This is a genomic window from Candidatus Protofrankia datiscae (assembly GCF_000177615.2).
Lineage (GTDB): Bacteria > Actinomycetota > Actinomycetes > Frankiales > Frankiaceae > Protofrankia > Protofrankia coriariae.
Window position 1 is genome coordinate 2,438,547 of record NC_015656.1, and the last position, 23,503, is coordinate 2,462,049.

Genomic DNA, 23,503 nt, shown 5'->3' on the forward strand with positions numbered 1-23,503 from the left:
GGATGACGTACCGGGTGATGTCATGTCCCCGCCGGGACCGTCTGGATGGAGCTGAGCTTCCAGCCGGCGGCTGTCCGTGTCACGTCGCCGGTCAGGCGGGTGCGTTCGGTGGTGGCCGGCTGTCCCTCGGGGACCGAGCGGATCTCGATGACCGCGATCACCTTGGCGGTGCCGGCGTCACGGTCGAACGCGACAAGACCGCCCTGGATGAGTCGCGCGGTGCTGACGGTCTTGGTATCGGTGATCGTTTTGGTGATCTGTGCGCTTTCCTGCCGGACCTTGTCCTGAAGGGCTCCCGTCGAGGCGGCGGCCCAGCGGTCCAGGCTCTCCGCCGGCTCCCGGTAGTCCACCGTGTTGAATATGACCATGCTGTCCTGCCCGGCGGTCATCGCGGCATCGCGGTCGGCCGTGAACGTGGCCTTCGCGTTGCCGCCGGATTTTTCCTCCGCCCACCAGCGCAGACCCTGCCAGGCAGACGCGGCCACAGCGATGATGAGCAGGCCCGCGAGCACGAATCCCGTGACCTGGCGCGCCCGGGGATAGCGGGGTGCCGCGTCGCCACGGCGGGAGCGCTGGGCACGCCGGGAGCGCTGGGCGCCGCCGGTGGGGCCGGCGGGCCGTGCCGGCTTCCCGTCGGCCCCGGGGCGGTCACCGGGCTGCTCCTGCTCCTGTGCCTGCCCCTGCCCCTGCCCCTGCTCCTGCTCCTGCTCCTGCCGGATACTGGTGTCGTCCTCCGCGTCCTGGTCCTGGCCTTCGGCCTTCCCGTTGTCGGCGGTCTTGCGCGCGGTCAGTCGAAGCGCCATGACCGATGAACCCTCCTGCCTGCCTGGCTGGTGACCGTGCTTTCGTGGGCATCGATCTGTTCAGCCGGTGTCATGCCGACGGCGCGGCGTCCTCCGCCGGAGTCCGCCGTCCGTCCGGGGACAGCGAATCCTGAAAGTAGTCCGCTCCGCGCGTCAGTGGAATCTCTCTCGTGGAGAAGTTCCGCCCTTCTATGGGGTGACTACCGGCGGTGCGCGCGGAGCCGGGGCGCCGGCACACAGCGGCGGTGGGACCGACGGGCGTCGAATCACCTGCGTCGGCGTGCCGCGCGGGTACCGAGCCGCTTCCCGTTCTCCAGCCGTCGTGTTTACAGGCTGGTTCTTCCCCGCTCGCCTGGGAGCCGGCGTTCCGGCTGTTATCCAGGCGCCCGCTTCCGGTCCATCGACAAATCCAGTAGTGTTGTCAACAATAGTGATTGTTGTGTATTTGTTGATTGTAATTTATGGTGCGATGTGATTTTTTGATGCCGTCCATCTGTCCCACAGGCTGCCCCGTCATCTGCCTCAGTGCCTGTCCTGGCGCTGTTCACCTGGCGTTGTCGGGGCAGGTGTGTCATAGGGGTGAGCGTCGTCAAGGTGGTGCTCAGGACATCTGCTGTCATGGTGCATCCGGGGACGGTAGGGCCGGGCCTACCTGGTAGGGTGGCTCTCCCCCCTGTCCCACCCCAACGGGTAGGTCAATTCCTCCCCGGGGATGTCGCGACCGTGCTTCCCACTGGAATAGGTTCATGACCCAATAAAGATCCAATCCGTCTGATGAGCCAAGGGCTCCCCGCTCCTGAGCGCGCTGAAAGCGAGCGGGGTCCCTTCGACGGCGGGTCTGCGGACGTGGTACACCGCCAAGCCGACGCAGGGAGACAGATGACGCACCAGGTTGCGGCCGGGCCCAGCCGGCACCGCCCACGTTCCAGTCCCGCTGTCACGAACGTTATGATCAAATTCCCGCCGTCTCTTCAGCGGGTGATCGTCGATGTCGGCCAGAGCGGGCAGCTGCTCGCGCAGCTGGTGTCCACGGCGGTACGGCAGCCACGCGGGTACTGGGCGGAGACCCGCGACGAGATGTACGCGATGCTGCGCTTCTGCTGGCTGTCCTGCACGCTCGCAGTCGGTGGCTTCTGCTTTCTGATCGGCAACTACGCCTACAACATCCTCACGCTACTCGGTGCGCAGAACCGGCTGGGGACCGTCTTCGTCTTCGCCAGCGCTCGCGAGATCTCCCCCTTCTGCACGGGTATGGCGGTGGCCGGGGTCATGGGCACCGCCCTGACGGCTGACCTGGGGGCTCGGCGTATCCGTGAGGAACTCGACGCGATGAAGGTCCTCGGCCTCGATGCCATGCGCGTTCTGGTACTTCCGCGGGTCATCGCCATCACAGTGATGACCGCTGCCTTCAACATTGTGGGTGTCGCTGTCGGTGTGGCCATGGCGATGATCTCTGGAACCGTGATCGGTGACACCTCCGCGGGCTCCTTCTTCTCGGTCTTCCTGTCGAACGTGACGGTGCCCGATCTGGTCGGCACGGTCGTGAAAACTGTTCTGATCGGATTTTTCATCGGTATCGTCTGCGCCCAGAAGGGCCTTAACGCCCGAGGCGGTCCGGAGGGTGTCGGGCGCGCCGTCAACGAAGCTGTCGTGCTCTGTTTCGCAGCCGTGTGGGTAATCAACTTCGTGGCCAACGCAGTGCTGCTCGGTCTCAATCCTGAGATGTTGGTCAACCGGTGAGAAGGAAGGTCCTGCTGTGGCTGTGATCTCCGAGGAGACATCAGATCCGGGGGCGAAGAAGAAGCCCGTTCGTGTTGGCGGGTCCACCTCGGACGCATACGGTGGCGGTCAGGCACTTGTTACGGACCTCGGTGAAGCCGCTTTATTCGCGGTTCGTGCGTTCCGTGACATTCCCAAGACACGCCGTTATGCTTCGGAGGTCTTCCGGCAGACCGGAATCATCATTCTCTCCAGCTCGGGGATCATCTGGTTCATGATGGCGATGCTCGCCGCGGAGATCTCGCTGGAGGGGCACTACCTACTGCGCCAGCTCGGTGCCGGTGGATATACGGCCGTGTTCACCGCGGTGTCGGACTACACGGTTGCGCCGGAGATGTGGGGCTGGATTCTGGCGGCCAAGGTCGGTTGTGGGCTGGTCGCGGAACTCGGCTCGATGAGGATCAGCGAGGAGATCGACGCGCTGGAGGTCATGGGTCTCGACTCGATGTCCTACCTCGTCAGCGCGCGTCTGCTCGCCGTCATCATCGTCACGCCCTTCATGTTCATCGCCGGTACCGGCATCATGTACATCGTCAACTACGTACTCAACGTCCATGTGTTCCACAGCGTGACCCAAGGCGCCTATCTCTCTGTTTTCTGGACGTTCCTCACTCAGACGGACGTGCTGCTCTCGCTTGTTGCCGGCGGGATCATGGGAACGATGATCGTACTGATCGGCTGCTTCTACGGATACACGGCGAGCGGCGGCCCGGTCGGCGTGGGCAAGAACACGGCGAAGTCAATGGTGATCAACTTGATCATCGTCAGTGTCGTAGGTGCGATCTTTCAGCAGCTCTTCTTCGGCGGCTTCACCCGTGCCCCGATCGGAAACTAGGTGCTCACTATGTGGAGGATGTCCCGTGCCCGCTCGTCGAGCTCTCCTTTACGTGTTCTCGGAAAGGAAGCCTCATGACAGCAAGTAACGAGTTCGTAGACGATGTCGCGAACAACTGGTCACCGGTGACGGTGACCGGCGAGCAGCCGACCACATCGGAGCTGCGGCAGACCGTGCAGATCCGCGATGTCCACAAGTCCTTCGGCTCGTTCGACGTGCTGACCGGGCTCACGCTGAACTTCGTCGACGACGCGATCACTACCGTTCTCGGGCCGTCAGGTACAGGTAAGAGCGTTCTACTGAAGCACATAGTCGGCCTGCTCGAACCCGACCATGGCGAGATCGTCGTCTTCGGGCAGAACATCTGGGAGATCAGCGAGCACGAACGGCAGGAGATCCGTAAGAGGTTCGGTGTCCTGTTCCAGGACGGTGCCCTGTTCGGCTCGATGAACGTCTACGACAACGTCGCCTTCCCGCTCCGCAAGCACACGGACAAGCGCGAGTCGGAAATCCGTGAAATCGTGATGTCGAGGCTCGAGGAGGTTGGTCTCTCGCGGGCCGCCACCCAAGGCTCCGGGTGAGATTTCCGGCGGTATGAAGAAGCGAGCCGGATTCGCCAGGGCGCTGGTTCTGAACCCCAGCGTGGTTATGTTCGACGAGCCGGACTCTGGGCTGGATCCGGTACGTACCAGCCTGCTCAACGACCTGATCCTCAAGGTACACGCCGAGCACGGTGGCACCTACGTCCTGGTCACTCACGACATTCGCACCGCGCGCAAGGTGAGTGACTACGTCGGCGTGCTCTGGAAAGGCAAACTGATTCACTACGGCGAGACCGAGGAAGCATTCAACTCTGACATGCCATTCGTTCGCCAGTTCCTGTCCGGAGACTCGGTGGGCCCGCTGGGGATGGACTGAAGAAGATGTCTCGACGAATAGTTCTCATCGTGGCGCTGGTGGGCGTCGTCATCGGCGGCATCTTCTGGCGTGGCGGTGACGACTACAAAGTGAAGTTACTGATACCGTCGGCGGCCCAGCTCGCCGACGGCTCACCGGTCTGGGTCAACGGTGCCAAGGCGGGTTCGGTGCAGTCCCTGGAGGTCAAGGACGGCAAGGCCCTCGTCACCGTCTCCCTCAACGATGGCTACGCGCCCCTGCGCGACGGCACGACATCCCGGATCGAGTGGAACTCCGCGCTCGGCGAACGCATGCTGACCCTGTATCCGGGGCCGGCGGGGAACACGACGATTCCCAAGGGCGGCATGATCGAGGGCAAGTCCCTGCAGATCGAGGTCGACCAGGTGCTCGCCGTGCTGGACAAGCCGACCCGTGACAAGATCACCTCGCTCGTGACAGAGCTGAACCAGACGGTGGACGGCCGGGAACCGGATCTCAACGCGACGGTCAGGAGCGCAGGATCGAGCGTGCAGGCGCTCGGGTCGATTCTGGAGGCGGTCGGGCGCGACGGCCCGGCGATCCGCGCGCTGGTCACCCAGCTCCAGCAGATGGTGGCGATAGGGGCCGACCACCGTCAGGATCTCGCTTCGGTGGTCAACGATCTGACCAGCGCGACCGGCGCGGTCGCCAGTCAGCAGCAGCAGCTCTCCGACGGCCTCAAGGAACTGCCGTCAACGTTGCAGACCGCGAAGGGCACCCTGGACCGGGTTCCCAAGGCGGGAGAGCCGACCATCGCGTTGCTCCAGGATCTCAAGCCGGCCACCGACAGACTGCCGTCGGTCGCCAGGAACCTCAGTCCGGTACTGACCGAGCTGCGGCCCAGCGTCGCCGAGCTACGCCCCACGCTGGTGTCGGCCCAGGGGCTGTTGAAGGAGACCCCCGGACTGATCGACGTCGCCCACGAGGTCGTTCCGCCAGCCCAGCAGTTCGTGCAGGCGGTGCAGCCCGCTGTCGCCTTCCTCCGTCCCTACACGCCCGAAGGGATTGGGATGTTGCACAACTGGGGGCAGGCGTTCGCTCCTTATGACGGGGAGGGACACGTCTGGGCGGGACTGCTGGCGCCGGGCACCAACGCTGTCGACGAGAGCGTGGTACAGCCACCCGGATCGCGGCGCAATCCTGAGCCGTATCCCGGCCAGCCGGTCGGCCAGCCGGTCGGCCAGCCGTGGGTGGACGCGACCGGAAGCGGGATCCGATGAGCGCGGCTCTCGCCGGCCGTCGCCGGACCGTCGCCATCGCGCTGGTGACGGTGCTGGTGCTGGTGGTGGGCTGGCTGGTGCTCAAGCCCGGGGACGACAGGGCCATCGTGACCGCGACGTTCGCCGACGCCAGCCCCCTCGTCGCCGGCAACGCGGTCAAGGCGGGGGGTGTGGAGGTCGGCACGGTCAAGTCCATCGACCTCGAGGGCGGCCTGGCCAAGGTACGGATGGCTCTGGACCGCAGCGTGCTGCCCCTGCACACCGACGTCCGCGCGACCATCACCACCCAGGACCTGCTCGGTGAGCGGTTCATCCGGCTGGAGCGCGGGTCGCCGTCGGCACCGGTGCTGTCCGAGCCCCTGATGATCCCGCAGACCCAGACCAACCGGGTGGTGGACCTGCAGGACGTACTTAACGCCGTGGACACGCCGACCGCGTCCGCGCTCGGCGCGCTGCTGACCACCGCTGGTGAGGGCCTGAAGGGGCAGGGCAAGCAGGCCGCGAACGCGATCACCGCGTTGGAGCCGGCGATGACACAGACCAAGGATCTTGTTGCGATCCTTGACGAACAGAACGAGCTGTTGACCAGACTGGTGGACAGTGCCCAGCCGGTGGCGAGCTCGCTGGCCACCGACAACGGGCAGAGCCTCGACCGACTGGTCGGGTCGGCCACGGACACGCTCGCGACCGTGGCGGCCAACCGCAAGGCCACGCAGGACTCCCTCGTCCGCCTCCCGGGGACCATCGCCAGCGCGCGCGCCACTCTCGCGCAGCTGGCCGGTGTCTCCGACCCGGCGACCCGCACGTTGGCGTCGCTGCGTCCGGTCACCGACGATCTCAGCGACATCACCGGTGAGCTGCACCGGTTCGCCGACGCGGCCGATCCCGCGCTGGCCTCCCTGCCGCCGGTCCTGGACAAGGCCAACACCCTGCTGGACGAGGCGGCGCCGTTGGTGAAGGCACTGCGCCCGGCCACGCCGGACCTGCTCACCCTGTCGTCTCACCCTGTCGTCATCGGTGCAGACACTGATGGGGCAGGCACTGAGCCTGCGGCTGACCAACCTGATGGAGTTCCTCAAGGGATGGTCGATGGCCACCAGCGACTACGACGCCATCAGCCACTACTTCAAGGCGATGGTCCCGCTGTCACCGAAACCGCTGGGGCAGGTCGTCGGCGGGATCGTCAACCCGCTGCCGGACGCGCCGATCCCCAGCCTGCCGCTGCCCGCGCCGCCGGAGCTGCCGCTGCCCGGTAAGACCAACGCCCCGGCGACGTCCGCCGGCAGCTGGCAGACCGGCGCGCAGTCAGCCACCAGCGGGGGCAGCGCGACCGGGCTGACCGAGCGGCAGGAGAACTCGTTGGTCGGCCAACTGCTTGGGGGGCTGCTGTCATGACGACACCGGAGCTGCGCGCGCGGACGCGTTCCTTCCGCGCGGGCTTCGTCGTGTTGGCCATCCTGGCAGTGGTCCTGTACCTGACGTTCAAGGCACAGACCGGACTGCCGTTCGCGCCGACGACGACGGCGAGCGCGTCGTTCGGCAACATCCACTCGCTGCGCGTCAACGACGACGTCCGTGAGATGAGCAAGCGCATCGGCCGGGTCAGCAAGATCGACTACGTCAACGGTGTCGCGTTGGTGACCATGGAGCTCGACGGCAACGTCAAGGTCTACCAGGACGCGCACGCCGAGATCTGGGACGTCTCGGCGCTGGCCAGCAAGTTCGTCGAGCTTGACCGGGGCACCCAGAGGGCCGGGGAACTCGGTGGCCGGACCATCGAGGCGACCCGCAATGTCGACTCGGCGGACCTTTACCAACTGCTCGACGTGCTGGACCAGCCGACCCGGGACGCGGCCACCAGGACGATCCGCGCGCTCGGCGGCGGGGCCGCGGGCCACAGCGACGATCTGCAGGACCTGCTCAAGACCGCCCCCGACCTGCTCGAGGACATCGGTACTGTCTCCCAGGCGCTCGCCTCCGAGCAGGCGGACCTCCCCACGCTGCTGCAGGACGTCGACCGGCTGGCGGGCCGGCTCAGCGACCGGCAGCAGGAGATCGCCTCCCTGGTCAGCCAGTCCGACACGACGTTGCGGGCGGTGTCGGTGGACGGGGGCAAGCCGCTGACCAACACCCTGGAGCGGCTGCCGGCCACGCTGGACACGGCCAAGCACGCGCTGGACTCGCTGAACACACCGTTGGCCGACACCGCCTCGGCGGTGCGGGATCTCGAACCGGGCGCGGGCGCGCTCGCCCGGTCGGAAACCGACGTCCGTGGCGTGCTCGTGGAGGGTGTACCGGTCGCCGGCAAGGTACCGGGCGTGGCCGAACAGGCCGTCCCCGCGGTCGAGGACCTTACGCACACGGTTTCGGATGCCAGGCCGCTGGCGTCGCCGCTACGGCGGGCTATCAGTGACCTGAACACTCCGTTGCGGGTCCTGGCACCATATGCACCCGAGATCGGACAGCTCTTCGTTCGCGGCCAGAGCTTCGTCTCCGAAGGACCTGTTCCGGGTGTTCGTTACGCTCGGCTCAGCGTCAACCCTGGCCTGGCTACCGTCACCAACGGTCTGCTTCCTTCCGGGAACTACGCCCAGAACCAGTACCCCCGGCCCGGTGAGGCCTCGAGCGACCGTGCGCAGGGGCTGCCGTCAGGCATTCCGCTGGTAGGAGGCACCCGATGAGCGCTTCGCGTCGTTCGCAGCTGGCTCGTGCCATCCAGCACGGAAAACTGGGAAAGCTGGCGTCGAACCGGGCCCTCGGTGTGCTGGTGTTGATCACGCTGCTCCTGGTCGGCGTCGCGGCCTTCAACCGCAACCGCATCTCGGTCACGCTCCACTCCGGTGACACGGTCAAAGCCGAGTTCTCGAGGTCCTACAAGCTCGAGCCCTACCGGAGCGTCGTCAAGGTCGCCGGCGTGAAGGTCGGGCAGGTCACCGGCGTGAAGGTCACCGACCGCCACACCGCCATCGTGTCCATGAAGGTGGACAAGGGGGTACTGGGGAAGATCGGGGACCAGCCCTCGGCGTCCGTGCGACCGACGCTGCTGGTCGGCGGCCTTTACTACGTCGAGCTCGCCCGCGGAAGCGCGGGCGACGCCTTCAAGGCCGGCCACACGATTCCGCTGGAACGCACGACCACCCCGGTCGAGCTCGACTATGTCCTCAGCACCATCACTCCGGATGCGCAGAAGGCCATTCCGAGCACGGTCGGACATCTGGATGCGACGTTGCGTAACGACGGGCAGGAGGAGCTGCGCAAGCTCATCGCGGACGCGCCGGACGCCCTCGAACCGGCCGGAGTGGTGCTCAACGCAGCCCGCGGCACCCGTCCGGACGTCGACCTGACCGGGGTGGTCACCGGCCTGCAGCACACAGCGGCGGCGCTGACCAAGCAGGACGGTCAGCTCGACTCGATCATCACCTCGTTGGCGACGACCTCGTCGGCGCTTGCGGACGAGCGTCGTCCGCTGGCCCAGACGGTGGCGGACCTGCCCCAGACGCTGCGGACCACCCGCGCTGGCCTTGCCGATCTCAACCCCACCCTGGACAAGCTGACCACGACCGCGCAGGAGTTCCGGCCAGCGGCCCGCCAGCTCGACCCGGTACTGGCCAAGCTCGACCCGGTGCTGGAACGCACCCTGCCGGTGGTCACCGACCTGCGGGCTCTCCTGCAGGACGCCCGGCCGCTGGTGGACCGGCTGGTACCCACTGCGCAGAACGCCACCGGGGCCCTGACCGATGTGCGCGGCCCGGTGCTGGACCGGCTCAACGGCCCGATCACGAAGGCGGTGCTCTCCCCGTGGCACGGCACCGGCATCTACGACGGCGGCGGTAACGACCACCTGCTCTACAAGGAGGTCGGCTACCTGCTCTCCGACTGCGCGGAGGTCTGGAAGTTCCACGACAGCAACGGCGCGGCGGGGCGGCTCATGGCCGGTGTCGGGGTCAACAGCGTCGGCGGGACCACGGTGGTACAGCCGCTGGAGAGGTACCTGGAGTCCCTCGGCCTGCAGCAGCCCGTGGGGCCGCAGGAGGGAACCCGTGAGGGTGCTTCCGGTCTGATCCCACCGCCCGCGGCGGGAACCAACGCGGGCGGGCCGGGTCCGCTGCTACCCGCGATCAATCTTCCGCTGGTGTCGGGGAGTTCTCGATGAGCATGTCACTGAGTCGTCGATGGGAACGGATCCGGACGGTTCCGGGCCTCGGCCGGGATGTCGGCGCGCTGACCGTGCTCATCGTGTTGGGCATCGTGGCCGCCATCGTCATTCAGTCCAACCTCAGTCCGACGCTCCCGTGGGCCAAGAAGTCGATCGTGAAAGCCGAGTTCGCGTCGGTTCCCGGCGTGAACCCGGAGAGCTCCAACCTGGTCACGATCGCGGGTGTGCGGGTCGGGAAGATCGCGAGCTGGGAGGTGACCAAGACCGGGACGGCCATCCTCAGCATGGAGCTCGAGCCTGGTCACCCCGTCTATGACAACGCCCGGGCGGTGCTGCGTCCGAACAACGCGCTCAACGAGATGTCGGTGGAGCTCAACCCGGGCGGGCCGCCCGGTCACCCGTTGCCGTCGAAGGGCGTCATTCCGTTGCGGCAGACGATCCGACCGGTGCAGGCCGACGAGGTGCTCAACCATCTTGACGAGCGCACTCAGCTGGCCCTCACCGATCTGCTCGTCGAGTCCGACGTCGCGTTGGCACGCTCCGAACAGGAGCTGCCCGCGGGCCTGGCCGCGACGGACGGCACGGTCAACCAGCTGCAGCCGGTGGTCGAGGCGCTGCAGACCCGCCGGGAGAAGATCAGCCAGCTCGTGACCGCGCTGTCGCAGATCTCCACCGCGGTCGGCGGCAACGACCAGCGGGTCGCCCAGCTGGCGACGGCGACCCAGCAGACGCTGGAGACACTGGCGGGCAACGACGGGCAGCTGCGCGACAGCCTCGCGCAGCTGCCCGGCCTGACCGACCAGCTCCGCAAGACGTTGACCAGCACCCAGGAGCTGACCAAGCAGCTCGACCCGACACTGGACAACCTTCAGAGTGCCTCCGGCGAACTGCCGAAGACGCTGGAACGGCTGGAAAGCACCGTCGACAAACTGGGGAACACTGTCGACGCGGCGAAGCCAGTGATCAGCAAAGCCCGGCCGGTGGTCGCCGACCTGCGTCCGATGGCCGACGACATCGACGGTTCCCTGGTCAATCTCAGGCCGGTCACCCGTAACCTCGACCGCGACACGAGGACGGTCGTGTCCTACCTCACCGACATCCAGGCGTTCGTGTACAACACGTCGTCCGTCTTCGGCGCGGGTGATGCTCAGGGCAACATCATCCGCGGGCATCTGATCGTGCCGCTGCCCGGTCTCGGGGTGCTGCCGAAACAGGAACCGAACGGCTACTTCCCCGGGCCGGAGAACGGTCTGCCCACCGGCACGCAGCAGGGAGGCCAGAGCCGATGAGACACGTGCTGACCGGGTCACTGGGCCGGCTGGTGACCGTCCTACTCTTCCTTGGCGGGAGCCTCGCGATCCTGCTCTACCTGTCCACCGGTGCCGGGGTGCGGATACCGTTGATCAGCGGCAAGGAGTACACCGCCGTCGCCGTGTTCAAGGACATCGACAACCTGGTGACGGCAAGCCGGGTGCAGATCGCGGGTGTGCAGGTCGGCCAGGTCCGCGAGGTCACTCGCCAGGCTGACGGAATGCGGGTCAAGTTCTCGGTGGACGACAAGGCCGCCCCGCTCCACGAGGGGGTGGCCGTACGGTTGGGCGAGCGCTCACTCGTCGGCGAGGGTTACCTCGACGTCACCGACGGCAAGGGCAAGGAGCTCCGCTCCGGAGCCACCATCCCCGAGGACGGGGTGAAGCCGAGTGTGCAGCTGGGCGACATACTCGCCAGCCTGGACACGGACACCCGCGATGAACTGGGCAGTCTGGTCCGGTCGTTGGGGCAGGGCACCGACGGCCCCCAGCAGGACGTCTCCGGGATCCTGGACGGCCTGGGTGACCTCGGCCGGGAGGGGCACACCGCCCTGGACGCCATCGCGTCCCAGTCCGAGGATCTCAAGGCGCTGGCACAGGAGACGTCCACGGTGCTGCGGGCCCTCGACACCGGGCAGGGGCAGATCGCCACCCTGGTGAGCAACGTGGACCAGCTGACCCAGGCCACCGCGGGCCAGCAGCAGGCGATCGAGGACGTGCTCCGGCAGGCGCCCGGAGTGCTCGACAGCGCCAAGACGGCGTCCGGCACCCTGACGAAGCTCTCCGGGGCGTTGGCACCGGTCGCGGCCGACCTGAAGACGGCCTCTCCGCTGCTGACCGACGCGCTGGAGCAGCTACCCGCCACCTCAGCGGATCTGCACGGGCTGCTCCCTCCGCTGTCGGGGACGCTCGACCTGGCGCCCGACACGCTCAATCGCGTGCCCACCCTGGGCACCGATGTCCGCAACGTCATCCCGCCGGTGCGGACAGCGTTGCGGGATGTCAACCCGATGCTCGCGTTCATCAAGCCCTACGGGCCCGAACTGTCGGCCTTCTTCGCCAACTTCAACGCGATCATGCAGTACACCGACGAATCCGGAGCTCACTACGTCAGGCTGACACCTCTGGTCAACACATACTCCGTGCAGACGCCCGTGCCATATGAAGTGCTGACCTACACCAACCCGTACCCGGCACCAGGCACGGGCGCGAAGCCCGGTCCCTTCAGTGGGCCCTACCCGAGGGTGGAGCGGGACCCCGAATGAGGGTCCGCAGGCCCGCCATCCGGCGCTCGGCGGCGCGGGGGACTCGTCCCCCGCGCCGGCCGGGCGTGCCGCGCCGGCTGCTGGCATCCCCGTTCCGGGGGGTGCGCTGGCTGCTGGCGCGGCCGCGGCCGCGACTGCGGCGTCCGTCCGTGCGGGCCTGTGCCGGGTTCGCCGTCGTGCTGGTCGTGGCGCTGGCGACGGGGGTGGGGCTCACCCGGGTCGAGTCGGGCGTCCTTCCTGCCCGCCGGGGATCCGGCACAGCGCGCGTTACAGGAGTCCGCGCGTTCCTTCGGCGGCGATCCGATCGTCATCCTCGCGGAGTCCGCGAACGCACGTGAGCTGCTGGGCGCCGAGGAGATCACCAAGCTGGTGGCGTTGGAGGGCGACCTGGCGCAGTTGCCCGACGTCGCCGTGGTCTACGGCCCGGGGACCATCCTGAACCAGATCGCCGGCGCGGCGCAGAACCTGCTCGCGACCATCTCCGGCAAACGGGACGCCCTGCGGGCCGAGGCCGAGGAGCAGGCGCGCGCCGCCGGCCGCTCCGACGCCGAGGTCACCCAGGCCGCGGACGCGGCCGTCGCCCAGTACGACCTGCGCTACGGCAGCCTGCTCGTGCGTGGCCTGCCCGCCGGGCTGCCCACGCTGCGCAACCCGTCCTTCGTCAACGCCGTGGTGTTCGACCAGGACGGCTCCCCCCGCCAGCAGTGGCGGTTCGTGGTGCCGTCGCCGAACGCCGTCGCCATCCTGGTCCGTCCCCGGGAGGGCCTGGACCAGGCGGGAACCGAGCGGTTGGTGGCCGCCGCCCGAAAGGCCGCCCACGGCGCCGGGCTGCACACGAGCAAACTGACCGTCACCGGCATGCCCGCGATCGCCGCCGATCTCGGCGGGCAGGTGCGGCGCGAGATCCCGCTACTCGGTGTGCTGGCTCTCGGGCTGATCGTGGCCTGCTATCTGTTCGTGCCCTGGGTGCGCCGCCGCCACCGGCTGCTGCCGCTGACCGCCACGCTCGGCGCGACAGCGCTCACGCTCGCGGCCCTCGGCTGGCTGGGGCATCCGCTCTCCCTCGGTGTCGTGGCCTTCCTGCCCATCCTGGTCGGGATCGGCAGCGACTTCCCCGCCTACCTGATCCGAGGCGCCGAACCGCGGCGGGTGATCGTGGCGGCGCTGGCCAGCGCCGCGGGCTTCGCCTCGCTGGGACTCTCACCGGTGCCGTTCGTCCAGGACCTCGGATGGGCGCTCGCGGCCGGCGTCCTGCTCGCCGTCGGGCTGGGCTTCCTCACCCGGAGCCGGGTCGTCTACGCCACGGCCGAGCCGGCGGCGGGCGACGCGGCAGGCCGTGCGGTGGGCAAGGAGAAACCGGCGCGGACGATGTCGCGGCCGCGCCGGGCAGCCGTGCTGGTCATGCTCGTTGCCGTCGCGGGAGCAGGCTGGTCGGCGCTGGCGTTCCTCGACATCGAGGCCCGGCCGGACCGGCTCGCCGACGGTGTGTCCACACTGGCCGACGCGCAGCACGCCGAGAATGTGCTCGGATCGGCCGGCGAGGTCCAGATCCTGGTCCGCGGCGCGGACGTGACCACACCACAGGCACTGGACTGGATGCGGCAGGCCGAGGACTCCACCATCCGCCGCTTCGGGGACGACCTGCATCCCATCGTGAGTCTCCCCGACCTGCTGGCCTTCCTGGGAACCTCACCGACACCCGACCAGATCACGGCCGGGCTGGAGCAGCTCCCGCGCTACCTCGCCAGCGCGGTCGTGCGTGCCGACGGCCGGCAGGCGGTAATCAGCTTCGGCGTCGAGCTGGAGGACGTCGCGCGTCAGCAGACCCTGCTGCGGGACGTGCGGGCCGCGCTGCCCAAGCCACCGGAGGGGCTGACCGCCGAGCTGGTCGGGCTGCCGGTGGTGGCTGCGCGCGGATACGAGCTGGTGTCCAACGACCGCTACCCGGCGAGCCTGCTCGGGATCGTGGCGGCGGGGCTGGTGCTGTTGGTGGGCCTGCCCCGCCGTTCCGAGGCGGCGCGTGCCGTGCTGGCCGCGGCGCTGGCCACCGGGTGGGGGCTGGCCGGGGCGTGGCTGTGCGGCATCGCGCTCACCCCGCTGACGGTCACGCTGGGCTCGCTGGCCACCGCCACCGCGTGCGAGTTCAGCGTGCTGCTCGGCCAGGGGTACGCGCGCCGGTCACCACGCCTGCGCCGGTCGGTGGCGGTGGCGGCGCTGGCCGCGTCCGCCGGCTACCTTGCGCTGGCGGCGTCCGGCCTGTCACTCATCCGGCAGTTCGGTATCTTCCTGGCGGCCACGGTCGGCCTGTCGCTGCTGGCGGCGTTCGTCGTCGTCCGGCTGTTCCCCGTCCGGCCGGCGGCCGGGCCGCGGGCCGACGGCGCCGACGGCGTGGCGGTGCCGGATGCCGTGCCCGGCGGGGCGGTGCCGGACGACGGGCGCGGCGTACCGGCGCCCGACAGCGAGCATGAGGCGCCAGCGCCGGACGGCACGCCCAGCGCGGCGCGGACGGAGGTGAAGGTGTGAGGATCGCGCTACCGGGCCCGCTGGGCCGGTCATGGGCGCGCGCGGTTCTGGTGGTGCTGGTACCGCTGGTCATCGCCGGGCTCGCGCTGCTGATCGTGCCGCTGGTGACCGGGCTGCCCGGCAACGCGGCCTTCCGGGTGGGCGGCACCGTGGTGACCAAGGACCAGCTGCACGACCGGGTCGAGGTGCTCAGCGCGCTCTACGGGATCCGCGAGCCGGTCGGCGGCAGCGAGCTGGAGCAGTTCCGGCGGGACATCGCCAAAGCGGTCGCGGTGAGTAAGATCCTGGACAACGCCGCCTCCGAGCGTAAGATCGTCATCGCGGACAAGTCGGCCCGGGACACCCTCACCAAGATGATCGACGAGCAGATGGGGTCGGGGCAGGACGGGCAACGTGCCTTCACCGACCTGCTGGCCAAGCTGAAGGTGTCTGAGAACGACGTCCTCGACGAGGTCGGACGCCAGCAGCGCACGGCCAGGCTGTTCCAGGAGGTGACGGCGCCGGCGGTCGCGACCGTCACCGACGACCAGCTGCCCTCGTACTACGAGAGCCACCGGGCGGACTTCGCCGTCCCCGCGCAGCGCCACCTGCGCAACATCGTGGTCGCCACCAGGGAGGAGGCCGACCAGGTGGTGCGGCGCGCCAGGGACGGCGCGGACTTCGCCGCCCTCGCCGGTGAGACGTCGCTGGACGAGTCGACCCGGAGCAGCCAGGGCGATCTGGGGTTCGTCACCGCCTCGCAGCTGGATGCCGAGTACGCCAAAGCCGCCTTCGCCGTCCCCGTGGGCTCCGTGTTCGGCCCGGTGCAGACCCGTTACGGCTGGAACGTCGGCCAGGTTCTCGAGGACAGGCCGGCCAGCCAGCCGTCCTTCGAGCAGGTCAAGGACCAGGTACGGGACGCGCTGCGCTCCGAGCGCGCGGTCGCGACCTGGCGGACGTGGCTCGCCGACCGGATCAGGGCGGCGGACGTGGAGTACGCCGACGACTACCGGCCCGCGGATCCTGACGCGCCGCCGCCCGACGACTCCGCGACGCTTCCGCAGCCGGGCATGAGCGGCAGCCCGGCGCCAGCGGCCTCTTCTCTCTCAGGGTCCCTGCTGTCCCTGCCGTCTGCCTCCGCCCCGCCGTCGCTGTCGGCTCCGCCGTCGCTGTCCCTCCCCGTGGCGCGATGATCGTTGGGGTGCTGGCGCAGTTCGCGTTCGCAGCCGCGTTCTTCGCCGTCGGACGGTGGGGGCAGCGGAATGCACCCGCTCTCGTCCCCGTCTCCCTCTCTCCGGAGGGACGGGCGAAAAGGGAGCGCTCCCTGCGCCGGGGGGCACGTTCCTGCAAGATCATTTCTTTGCTCTTCGTCGTGCTCGGTGTGGTCGGGGCGGTCCTCCCCGGCTGATCAGGGAGCTGGGAAGGGCCAGGGCGGGAGGGCTGGCGGCCTGTGACAGCTCCGACGGCCACGGGGACCGCCGGCGGGGGAGCGGTGGCCGGGCCGGCCCTTCCCGGTCAGTGCCGCTGCAGTCCGGTCACAATGATCTGCCGGGCCTCGTCGGCCAGCGGGTAGGGCACGAACAGGGTGAACCGGTTGATCAGGTCGTCGAAGCGGCGCCGGAGCTCCGTGACGACCGCGGCCGGCTCACCCACCACCGCGAACGTGTGCAGCACGGTGTCGTCCACGATCTTGGTCATGACGTCCCACTCGTTCTGCCTGGACAACCGGTGCAGCTCCGTGTGCAGGTCGCCCCAGCCGTGCAGTTCCAGGACGCCGCGGTAGGCCGGGGTGGCCCCGTAGAAGGCGACGCGCTCGCGCACCGTCCGCACGGCCTCGTCATAGCTTTTCTCGTCGATTCCGGTGGCCACCAGTCCCGGGTAGGACAGGGTGAACTGTTCCCGTCGCCGGCCGTTGTCACGAAGCACCGATTCCACGATGGGGAGCGTGACCTCCCGCAGATAGCGTTCCGTGGTGAAAGAGTGCACGAGTATGCCGTCGGCGACCTCCGCGGCGACCGAGGCCATCTTCGTTCCGACCGCGGCTATCAGGACCGGTGGCGGGCCGTAGGGGTTGGGGCCGGGATTGAACAGCGGTGTCATCAATGTGTGCTGGTATATGTCGCCGCGGAAGTCGAGCGGCTCCCCGTGGTGCCAGCTACGCCATATCGCCCGCATGGCCAGGACGAACTCCCGCATCCGCTCGGTCGGCGCGGACCACGGCATGCTGAAACGGCGCTGAATATGTGGTTTGATCTGAGAGCCAAGCCCCAGCACGAACCGGCCGGAACTGAATGTCTGGAGGTCGTTCGCTGTCGACGCCATGGTCATCGGGTTGCGGGCGAATGCCACGGCTATGGCGGTACCGATTTGTAGCCGCGGTGAGCGGTCCGCGGCCAGCAGCAATGGTAAAAAAGGGTCGCGGCCGACCTCGGTCGCCCACACCCCGTCGTATCCGATCCGTTCGGCCGCCGCGACCTGGGCCGAGATGCCAGCGATATCCGCGCCGCTGGTCCCGTCCGAGGATCCGCCACCAATGAATCCGTCAACCAGCACTGTCAGCTCCTCCTGATCGTCACGACGACAGTTTCAGACCTGCTACGGGGTCGACGCGCTCCGCCCGGATCGACTGCCGTGCCCTGACGGCCCGGCTGTCCACCGACGGGCCGGCCGGTCGCGGGTACCAGCGAAGATCATTTTCTTCTCCCGGTCGGCCTGCCTGGCCGTGAGAGGTCGACCGGCGTCTCGGCGGACGGGGTGAGGGGCGCCGTCGCGATCAGGGCAGGGCCGACGGGCGGCCGATCGTGGAGAATTGGCTCCGATGGCGAGAAGTAAATCAGGAGTAACTTAATGGGTCAACAACTCCACCTCGTCCGGCGATGCGCGAGGCGGTGCGCGAAGCGGCACACGGCGCTCCCCGGACGCGGGCTGGACGTCTGGCTGGGGGCGTTGCCGTCGGATCGTGCCGTCAGCTGCCGTCGGTGGTGGGGAAGTTTGAGTAGGACCGGTATCCGCGTGAGACGGCATGGTGGGGGCGGACAGTGAGTGAGCATGGCGGTAGAGGGACGATCGCGAGAACTCCGCGTCCACGCAACCGCAGAGCTCAGATCATCACTGCTGCCAGTGAACTGTTCTATCGTTTCGGTTATCACAACGTGGGCACCGAGGACATCGCCGGCGCGGTCGGGATCACCGCCGGCGCGCTCTACCGGCACTTCCGCAGCAAGGAGGAGTTGCTGGTGTGCGCGCTGACCGACAGCTTCGACCTGGCGGCGTCCGTCGTCGACCGGCATCACGATGGCCAGCTCACAGCCATGGTGCAGGACCTGGCCGAGACCGCGGGCCGGCGACGCGACCTCGGGGTGCTGTGGAGCCGGGAGAGCCGCCATCTCAACGACGAGCAGCGGCAGCGGATGCGGGAGAGGTTCTTCGCCTTCCTGGCGGGCTTCGTCGTCGCCCTGAACGACGTGCGTGACGGGCTGAGCCGGGACGACGCGGAACTGCTGGCATGGTGCGCGCTCGCCGTGCTCACCAGCCCCTCCTACCACGGGGTCCCGGCCGCCCCGGAGACGATGGTCGCCCTGCTGCGCAGGATGGCCCTGTCGGTGTGCACCGTTGACATCGCCGGTGTGTCCGGGCAGCCGGCTCCGGAGCCGGTCACCACCGAGGCCGGGCTGTCACCGCAGGGGCGGCGGGAGGCGCTGCTGGTGGCGGCGGCCCGGTTGTTCAGCATCCGTGGTTACCAGACGGTGACCATGGAGGAGGTCGGTGCCGAGGTCGGGGTGACCAGCGCCGGCGTCTACCGGCACTTCACCACCAAGGCCGACCTGCTGATGGCGATCGTCGCGCGTGCGGCCGAGTCCCTGCAGCTGGGCATCGCTCGGGCGCTGGCGGCCGCCACGACCCCGCAGGCCGGCCTGGAGAACGTGGTGGCCGCCTACATCGACTTCGCGATGGCGCACACCGATCTGGTCAACGTGCTGGTCGCCGAGGTGATGAACCTTCCGTATTGGAACCGTCACAGAATTCGTAAGGCGCAGCACGACTACGTTGCGGAATGGGTGTCCCTGATGGCGGCCACGCGCCCGGATCTGGACCGGACCGCGGCGCTTTTCCGCATCCACGCCGTGTTGATGGTGGTCAACGACGTAGCGCGCACCGCTCACCTGCGAAGCCAACCAAAAGTAACAGAAAAACTTCGTTTGGTAGCTGCTCATATCCTGCACAGTTAACACTGTGTCGACGGTGGCCGCCGGCCTCCGTCGCGGGCGGGCGGCCGTGGCGACGGGCCGGTGCTCCGAGGTCGACCCGAGAATCGTATCCGGAGAAGCCTTGACGAAGTGACCTGAATCACCTACGTTCTGTCCCGAAGTAAATGTGGCAACACATAGATCCGGTCTCTGGAGCTGTTGTCCGGCCCCCGCGAGGGGCGCTGGGCCCTGGGGGCCGCGCCGTCGTCGCGATCGGTCCACTTCGGACGTGGAGGACAAGGGACAGTGGCGTCACCATATTCCACCACTGCGTTAGCCCAGGCGGATCTTCAGATTCGCCAGAAGAAGCTGGTCACGGCATTACACACGGCGGTGGACGCGGCTCCGGTCGAACCTGGCAGCCGTTCGGCCGCGGCGCTCACCGCGAGACTCGAGCGGATCGAAGGTGAATCCATCGACGCGGAGGTCCGGGGCGGGGAAGCGGCCCGGGCCGGCGCGCTGCTCGCCGAGCTCAGCGCCGTGCAGAACGATCTGCGCGAACACATGTTCGGTATGCCGTTCCGGGTGCTGAGCCGCATCCGGGAGGAACTCGCCCGGATACGCCGGGCCACGACTTCCGCGGAGGCCATCGCGTCCGCGCCGGCAGCCCTGTGCGCGGCCGGTGGATTCGACCGGGCGATGATTTCCAGCCTGCGCGGCTCGACCTGGCTGCCCGCCGGGCTGCACGTCGGGGCCGACGCCGACAGCGCGGTCAACGTGGCGTTCCGGGACTTCATCCAGGACCTGCGGATTCCGTTGACCTCCGCCATGCCGGAAGCCGAACTCGTCCGGCGCAGGGTACCCGCGCTGATCCAGCACGCGCAGTCCGAGCCCCGGCTCTTCCGCCCGTTGGTCGAGGTGTCCCAGACCCGGGAGTATGTGGTCGCACCGATCCTGGCGAATGGTTCGGTCGTCGGCTACCTGCACGCGGACGCCTATTCCTCCGGGCGCCGCCTCACCGGTTACGACCGGGAGCGTATCCAGATCTTCGCCGACGGCTTCGGCCTGATTCTTGAGCGCACGGTGCTGCTCGAACGCCTCGCCCTGCAGCGGGAACGGATCGCGAAGGCGTTCTGCACTGCCCGGATGATGACCGAAGGACTCAGCGCCGCTCCGGTCCGGCTCGTGCGGCAGAGCACCCCGGCGGCCGAATCCAAGCCGCCGGTGTCACTACCGGGCATGCTCGCGGCCTCCGCACCTCGTCTCCCGGACGGACTGACCCCACGGGAGCGGGAGGTGCTCGCCCTGTTGGCCAGCGGGGCGACCAACGCACAGATCGCCGATCGTCTGACCGTTTCCGAAACCACGGTGAAATCACACGTGAAACACATCCTGCGCAAGCTGCACGCGTCGAACCGCGCCGAGGCGATCGCCCGGTACCTGTACCTTGCGCGCAGTCAGGACCGTGCCTTATGACCGCCGACCCGGACCGGAAGCCCGGCATGTTCCCGGCGCCCGCCGGCGCCCGAGGATGGCGACGCCGCCAACGCGATCTCGCGACCCGCATCGACCTCATGCACGACGAGGTCCGGGCCGCCCTCCACACGGAGCCGACAGCATCCGTCATCCCCGACGATCTGGCGACGTCGGCCGAGGTCGTCTCGACCCTGGCCGGGCGCTGCATCGACCAGCTGCGGGCCACCGCCGGCACCGACGGCATCACCGCCGCGGACGGCGACACCAGCCTGCAGCTGTGCCATCTCATCCTGGATCTCCAGGAACTCTCGTTCGACCTCTACCAGCACGACCTGAACCTGTGCACCCGGCGGTTCGCCGACTGCGCCGCGGGGCTGCAGCGCCTGCGGACGCTGCCGAGCTCGGCCGACCTGCTCGACCAGGTGTGCGAGGAGCTCGTCCACCGGTGCGGGTTCGGGCGCGCGGTGCTCTCCCGGGTGGAGGACAGCGCCTGGCATCCGTGGATTGCCTATTTCAGCAACAGTGACGAGTTCGAGTCATGGTTCGTGCGCTGGGTCGACCGGCCGATCCCGTTGGAGGGCATGACGCCCGAGACCAGGCTGCTGACCGACTGCCGGCCCGCGGTCGTGTACGACACCGCGAACGCGCCCGTCCACCGGCCGATCATCGTGGAGTCCGGGCGTTCCAAGTCCTACGTCGTCGCCCCGGTGATGCGCGGGACGGAGGTCGTGGGTTTCCTGCACGCGGATCACCATCCGTCCTCGCGCCGGGTGGACGAGGTCGACCGGGACGTTCTCTGGATGTTCGCGGACGGCTTCAGCCACATCTACGAACGAGCCGTGCTGGCCGAACGCCTGCGTACCCAGCGCAACCACGTACGGGAGATCCTGTCGTCGGCAGTGGAGATGATGAACGACTTCTGCGACGCGGGCATCGATCTCTCCCGGTACGCGGGTATCGGAGCCATGCCCGGCGACGGCGCGCGGCCCGCCCCGGTCGCCACCGCGCACACCGGCGGGGATCTCACCGCGCGGGAGTCGGAGGTTCTGGAGCTGATGGTGGCGGGTGCCACGAACAGCGTCATCGCGGAAACCCTGGTCATCGCCGAGGAGACCGTGAAGTCGCATGTGAAGCACATCCTGCGCAAGCTCGGCGCGGTGAACCGCTCCCAGGCGATCGCGGGCTCCCTGGGGATGACCATGCGTGAGATCGAGGCCTGAAAACTGGTCACAGCCGAAAAGCCAATATGCAACGTAACAAAAAGTTACAATGCGTATTGGTTTTTCTAGCACCTGGAACCACAGCCCCCGACAGGGAACCCCGCTCCTCGATGGGGACCGCGGCCGCGGTGGCCGCGGTCCCCGCAGGTAGGGCATCGTGGCTGGTGTCGCCAGTGACGCCCACTCTCGCGTTGCCGCCGGCATCCTGTTCGCCGGCGGCAACGCGAGCAGCGGCTACGGAGCGCGAAGCAGGCCGAGGACCTGGTCGGTGGTCAGCCGAGCAGACCGAGTTCGGACCGGCCGAGCAGGTCGTAGGCCTGGTCGGTGGTCAGCGGGTGGAACGGTCCGCCACGGGCGTCCCGGTAGAGCCGCTCCAGGACGTGCCCGCGCCGGAAGGCCGAGCCGCCGACCAGGCGGAGCGCGGCGTCCGTCACCTTGATCGCAGTCTCGGTCGCGGCGACCTTGGTGACGTCGACGAACGCCGCCCGCGCGATCGGGTTCCACTCGGCGTCACGGCCCTCGATGAGGATCCGGGCGGTCGTCTCCAGCGCCCGGGCCGCCGTCTCCGTCTCCAGCAGAATCTTGCCAAGCCCGTACTGGATGTAGCCGATCCCCTTCAGGGCGACGTCCTTGCCCTCCTGCGTCGCGCCGAGGGACTTCTTCTTGAGGATCTCCCGGGTCTCGGTGTAGGCCTTCTCCGCGAGGCCAAGGTAGACACCGGAGAAGCTCAGCGACGCCCACTCGAACTCGCCGAAGAGGCCGTTGCGGAAGTTGCCGCCGTACGCCGAGGCCGGCACGTGGACCTTGTCGAAGACGAGGGTGTGGGTGCCGGTCGCGCGCATCCCCAGGGTGTCCCAGGTCTCGACGATGCTGACCCCGGGGCTGTCGATCGGGATGACGAAGACGGACTCGCGGGACGCGTGCTCCTGGAAGTCCTCGGGCAGTTCCCCGGACGGGTCGGTGACGGTGGCGTTGAAGGCGACGATGTCGGCCCCCAGGCAGAGGGTGGCCCAGGTCTTCTTGCCACTGACGTGCCAGCCGCCCTCACCGTCGGGGACCGCCACGGTGTCGGCGAGACCGGTCAGCCCGGCCCGGTCCTCGCTGAAGGGCCCACAGACGATCTTGCGCTCGTTGACGACCTCGGCGAAGACCCGCTGCCGGGTCTCCTCGTTCAGCAGGCCACGGAAGATGCCGATCATGGTCTGGTGCATGTTGAACGCCAGCGCGATGGCCGGGTCGCCCTTGGCGAGCTCCCTGGACACCAAGGTGGTGGTCCAGATGTCGGCGCCGAGGCCGCCGTACTTCTTCGGGACGGCCAGAGCGGGCAGGCCGCTCTCCTTGTAGATCGGCACGAGCTCGGTCGGAAAGCGGTTCTCGGCATCAGCCCGTGCTCCGGCCTCGGCAAAGTGCTTCGCCACCGAACGGGCTATCTGTATCACCTCGGCTTGTTCGGCCGGGGTTATTTCCGCGTCGTGCTTCCCCATACCGCAACTCACTCCCAACCATCGACGACCATGTGCTTGCGAAGCCGTTGCGAGCGTAATCGCGCCGCCGCCGGCCGGAATCTCCCTGCGGGAGAGATTCTGCCCTTCAACGGGGTGACACCCGCCGGGAACCGCCTCCTCCCCGGGGGATTCGGGAGCCGGTCACGCGCGCGCCGCCCCGGGCCGGGTGCGGTCCGCGACCACGGCTGCCCGGCCTCCGTCATTATCGGCCCTTCCGTCATTACCCGGGCACGGTAAGCTGGCCATCGCCGACCAGCGGATGATCGTCCGCGATCAGGCTATCGTGGCGGTGTGCGCCGCCGCCGGCCT

General features: G+C 68.3%; 17 protein-coding genes and 1 pseudogene. 15 read left to right on the forward strand and 3 right to left on the reverse strand.

Annotation, left to right across the window (positions count from 1 at the left end; all coding sequences use genetic code 11):
• Nucleotides 1–20: 20 nt before the first annotated feature.
• On the reverse strand, nt 21–803 hold the full coding sequence (locus FSYMDG_RS25285; RefSeq protein WP_013873415.1) for a hypothetical protein: 783 nt from the start codon (nt 801–803) through the stop codon (nt 21–23).
• A gap of 1,077 nt (nt 804–1,880) precedes the next feature.
• Between FSYMDG_RS25285 and FSYMDG_RS10055 the strand changes: the two genes are divergently transcribed.
• From FSYMDG_RS10055 to FSYMDG_RS10110, 12 genes and pseudogenes are all read left to right on the forward strand, one after another.
• Nucleotides 1,881–2,543: an ABC transporter permease gene (locus FSYMDG_RS10055; RefSeq protein ID WP_237703061.1), complete on the forward strand. Its 663-nt coding sequence runs from the start codon at nt 1,881–1,883 to the stop codon at nt 2,541–2,543.
• A 16-nt stretch (nt 2,544–2,559) separates the two neighbouring features.
• On the forward strand, nt 2,560–3,417 hold the full coding sequence (locus FSYMDG_RS10060) for an ABC transporter permease (RefSeq protein WP_013873417.1): 858 nt from the start codon (nt 2,560–2,562) through the stop codon (nt 3,415–3,417).
• A gap of 125 nt (nt 3,418–3,542) precedes the next feature.
• Nucleotides 3,543–4,335, forward strand: a pseudogene (locus FSYMDG_RS29605) (ABC transporter ATP-binding protein).
• A gap of 5 nt (nt 4,336–4,340) precedes the next feature.
• Complete coding sequence (locus FSYMDG_RS10070) at nt 4,341–5,573, forward strand: MlaD family protein (protein WP_013873418.1); 1,233 nt, start codon at nt 4,341–4,343, stop codon at nt 5,571–5,573.
• Nucleotides 5,570–6,829, forward strand: coding sequence for an MlaD family protein (locus FSYMDG_RS10075; protein ID WP_013873419.1), 1,260 nt, complete (start codon nt 5,570–5,572; stop codon nt 6,827–6,829). The genes FSYMDG_RS10070 and FSYMDG_RS10075 overlap by 4 nt, the downstream gene beginning before the upstream one ends.
• A gap of 135 nt (nt 6,830–6,964) precedes the next feature.
• Nucleotides 6,965–8,254: an MlaD family protein gene (locus tag FSYMDG_RS10080; protein ID WP_013873420.1), complete on the forward strand. Its 1,290-nt coding sequence runs from the start codon at nt 6,965–6,967 to the stop codon at nt 8,252–8,254.
• Nucleotides 8,251–9,726, forward strand: coding sequence for an MlaD family protein (locus FSYMDG_RS10085; protein ID WP_013873421.1), 1,476 nt, complete (start codon nt 8,251–8,253; stop codon nt 9,724–9,726). The genes FSYMDG_RS10080 and FSYMDG_RS10085 overlap by 4 nt, the downstream gene beginning before the upstream one ends.
• Nucleotides 9,723–11,018 (forward strand): MlaD family protein, encoded by a 1,296-nt coding sequence (locus tag FSYMDG_RS10090; RefSeq protein WP_013873422.1) that lies wholly within the window; start codon nt 9,723–9,725, stop codon nt 11,016–11,018. Before FSYMDG_RS10085 ends, FSYMDG_RS10090 begins: the two co-directional genes overlap by 4 nt.
• Nucleotides 11,015–12,304 carry an MlaD family protein gene (locus FSYMDG_RS10095; protein WP_013873423.1) on the forward strand — a complete coding sequence of 430 codons (1,290 nt, stop codon included), beginning with the start codon at nt 11,015–11,017 and terminating at the stop codon, nt 12,302–12,304. Before FSYMDG_RS10090 ends, FSYMDG_RS10095 begins: the two co-directional genes overlap by 4 nt.
• Nucleotides 12,305–12,463: 159 nt before the next feature.
• Nucleotides 12,464–14,827 (forward strand): RND transporter, encoded by a 2,364-nt coding sequence (locus FSYMDG_RS10100; protein ID WP_013873424.1) that lies wholly within the window; start codon nt 12,464–12,466, stop codon nt 14,825–14,827.
• Nucleotides 14,824–15,999 (forward strand): peptidylprolyl isomerase, encoded by a 1,176-nt coding sequence (locus FSYMDG_RS10105; protein WP_013873425.1) that lies wholly within the window; start codon nt 14,824–14,826, stop codon nt 15,997–15,999. Before FSYMDG_RS10100 ends, FSYMDG_RS10105 begins: the two co-directional genes overlap by 4 nt.
• Before the next feature lie 8 nt (nt 16,000–16,007).
• Nucleotides 16,008–16,214, forward strand: coding sequence for a hypothetical protein (locus FSYMDG_RS10110; RefSeq protein WP_043603387.1), 207 nt, complete (start codon nt 16,008–16,010; stop codon nt 16,212–16,214).
• Between the two features lie 107 nt (nt 16,215–16,321).
• Here FSYMDG_RS10110 and FSYMDG_RS10115 read toward each other — a convergent pair whose 3' ends face one another.
• A complete protein-coding gene (locus tag FSYMDG_RS10115; RefSeq protein ID WP_013873427.1) occupies nt 16,322–17,359 on the reverse strand; it encodes a TIGR03617 family F420-dependent LLM class oxidoreductase in 1,038 nt (345 codons plus the stop codon).
• Nucleotides 17,360–17,844: 485 nt separating this feature from the next.
• On the opposite strand from FSYMDG_RS10115, the gene FSYMDG_RS10120 reads away from it, so the two are divergent.
• The 3 genes from FSYMDG_RS10120 (at nt 17,845) to FSYMDG_RS10130 (ending at nt 21,689) form a co-directional block, all read left to right on the forward strand.
• Nucleotides 17,845–19,035 (forward strand): TetR/AcrR family transcriptional regulator, encoded by a 1,191-nt coding sequence (locus FSYMDG_RS10120; protein WP_013873428.1) that lies wholly within the window; start codon nt 17,845–17,847, stop codon nt 19,033–19,035.
• A 264-nt stretch (nt 19,036–19,299) separates the two neighbouring features.
• On the forward strand, nt 19,300–20,469 hold the full coding sequence (locus FSYMDG_RS10125) for a helix-turn-helix transcriptional regulator (RefSeq protein WP_013873429.1): 1,170 nt from the start codon (nt 19,300–19,302) through the stop codon (nt 20,467–20,469).
• Nucleotides 20,466–21,689 carry a LuxR C-terminal-related transcriptional regulator gene (locus FSYMDG_RS10130; protein ID WP_013873430.1) on the forward strand — a complete coding sequence of 408 codons (1,224 nt, stop codon included), beginning with the start codon at nt 20,466–20,468 and terminating at the stop codon, nt 21,687–21,689. The genes FSYMDG_RS10125 and FSYMDG_RS10130 overlap by 4 nt, the downstream gene beginning before the upstream one ends.
• A 272-nt stretch (nt 21,690–21,961) precedes the next feature.
• Here the strand turns inward: FSYMDG_RS10130 and FSYMDG_RS10135 are convergent, their stop codons facing one another.
• On the reverse strand, nt 21,962–23,173 hold the full coding sequence (locus FSYMDG_RS10135; protein WP_013873431.1) for an acyl-CoA dehydrogenase family protein: 1,212 nt from the start codon (nt 23,171–23,173) through the stop codon (nt 21,962–21,964).
• Between the last annotated feature and the right edge of the window lie 330 nt (nt 23,174–23,503).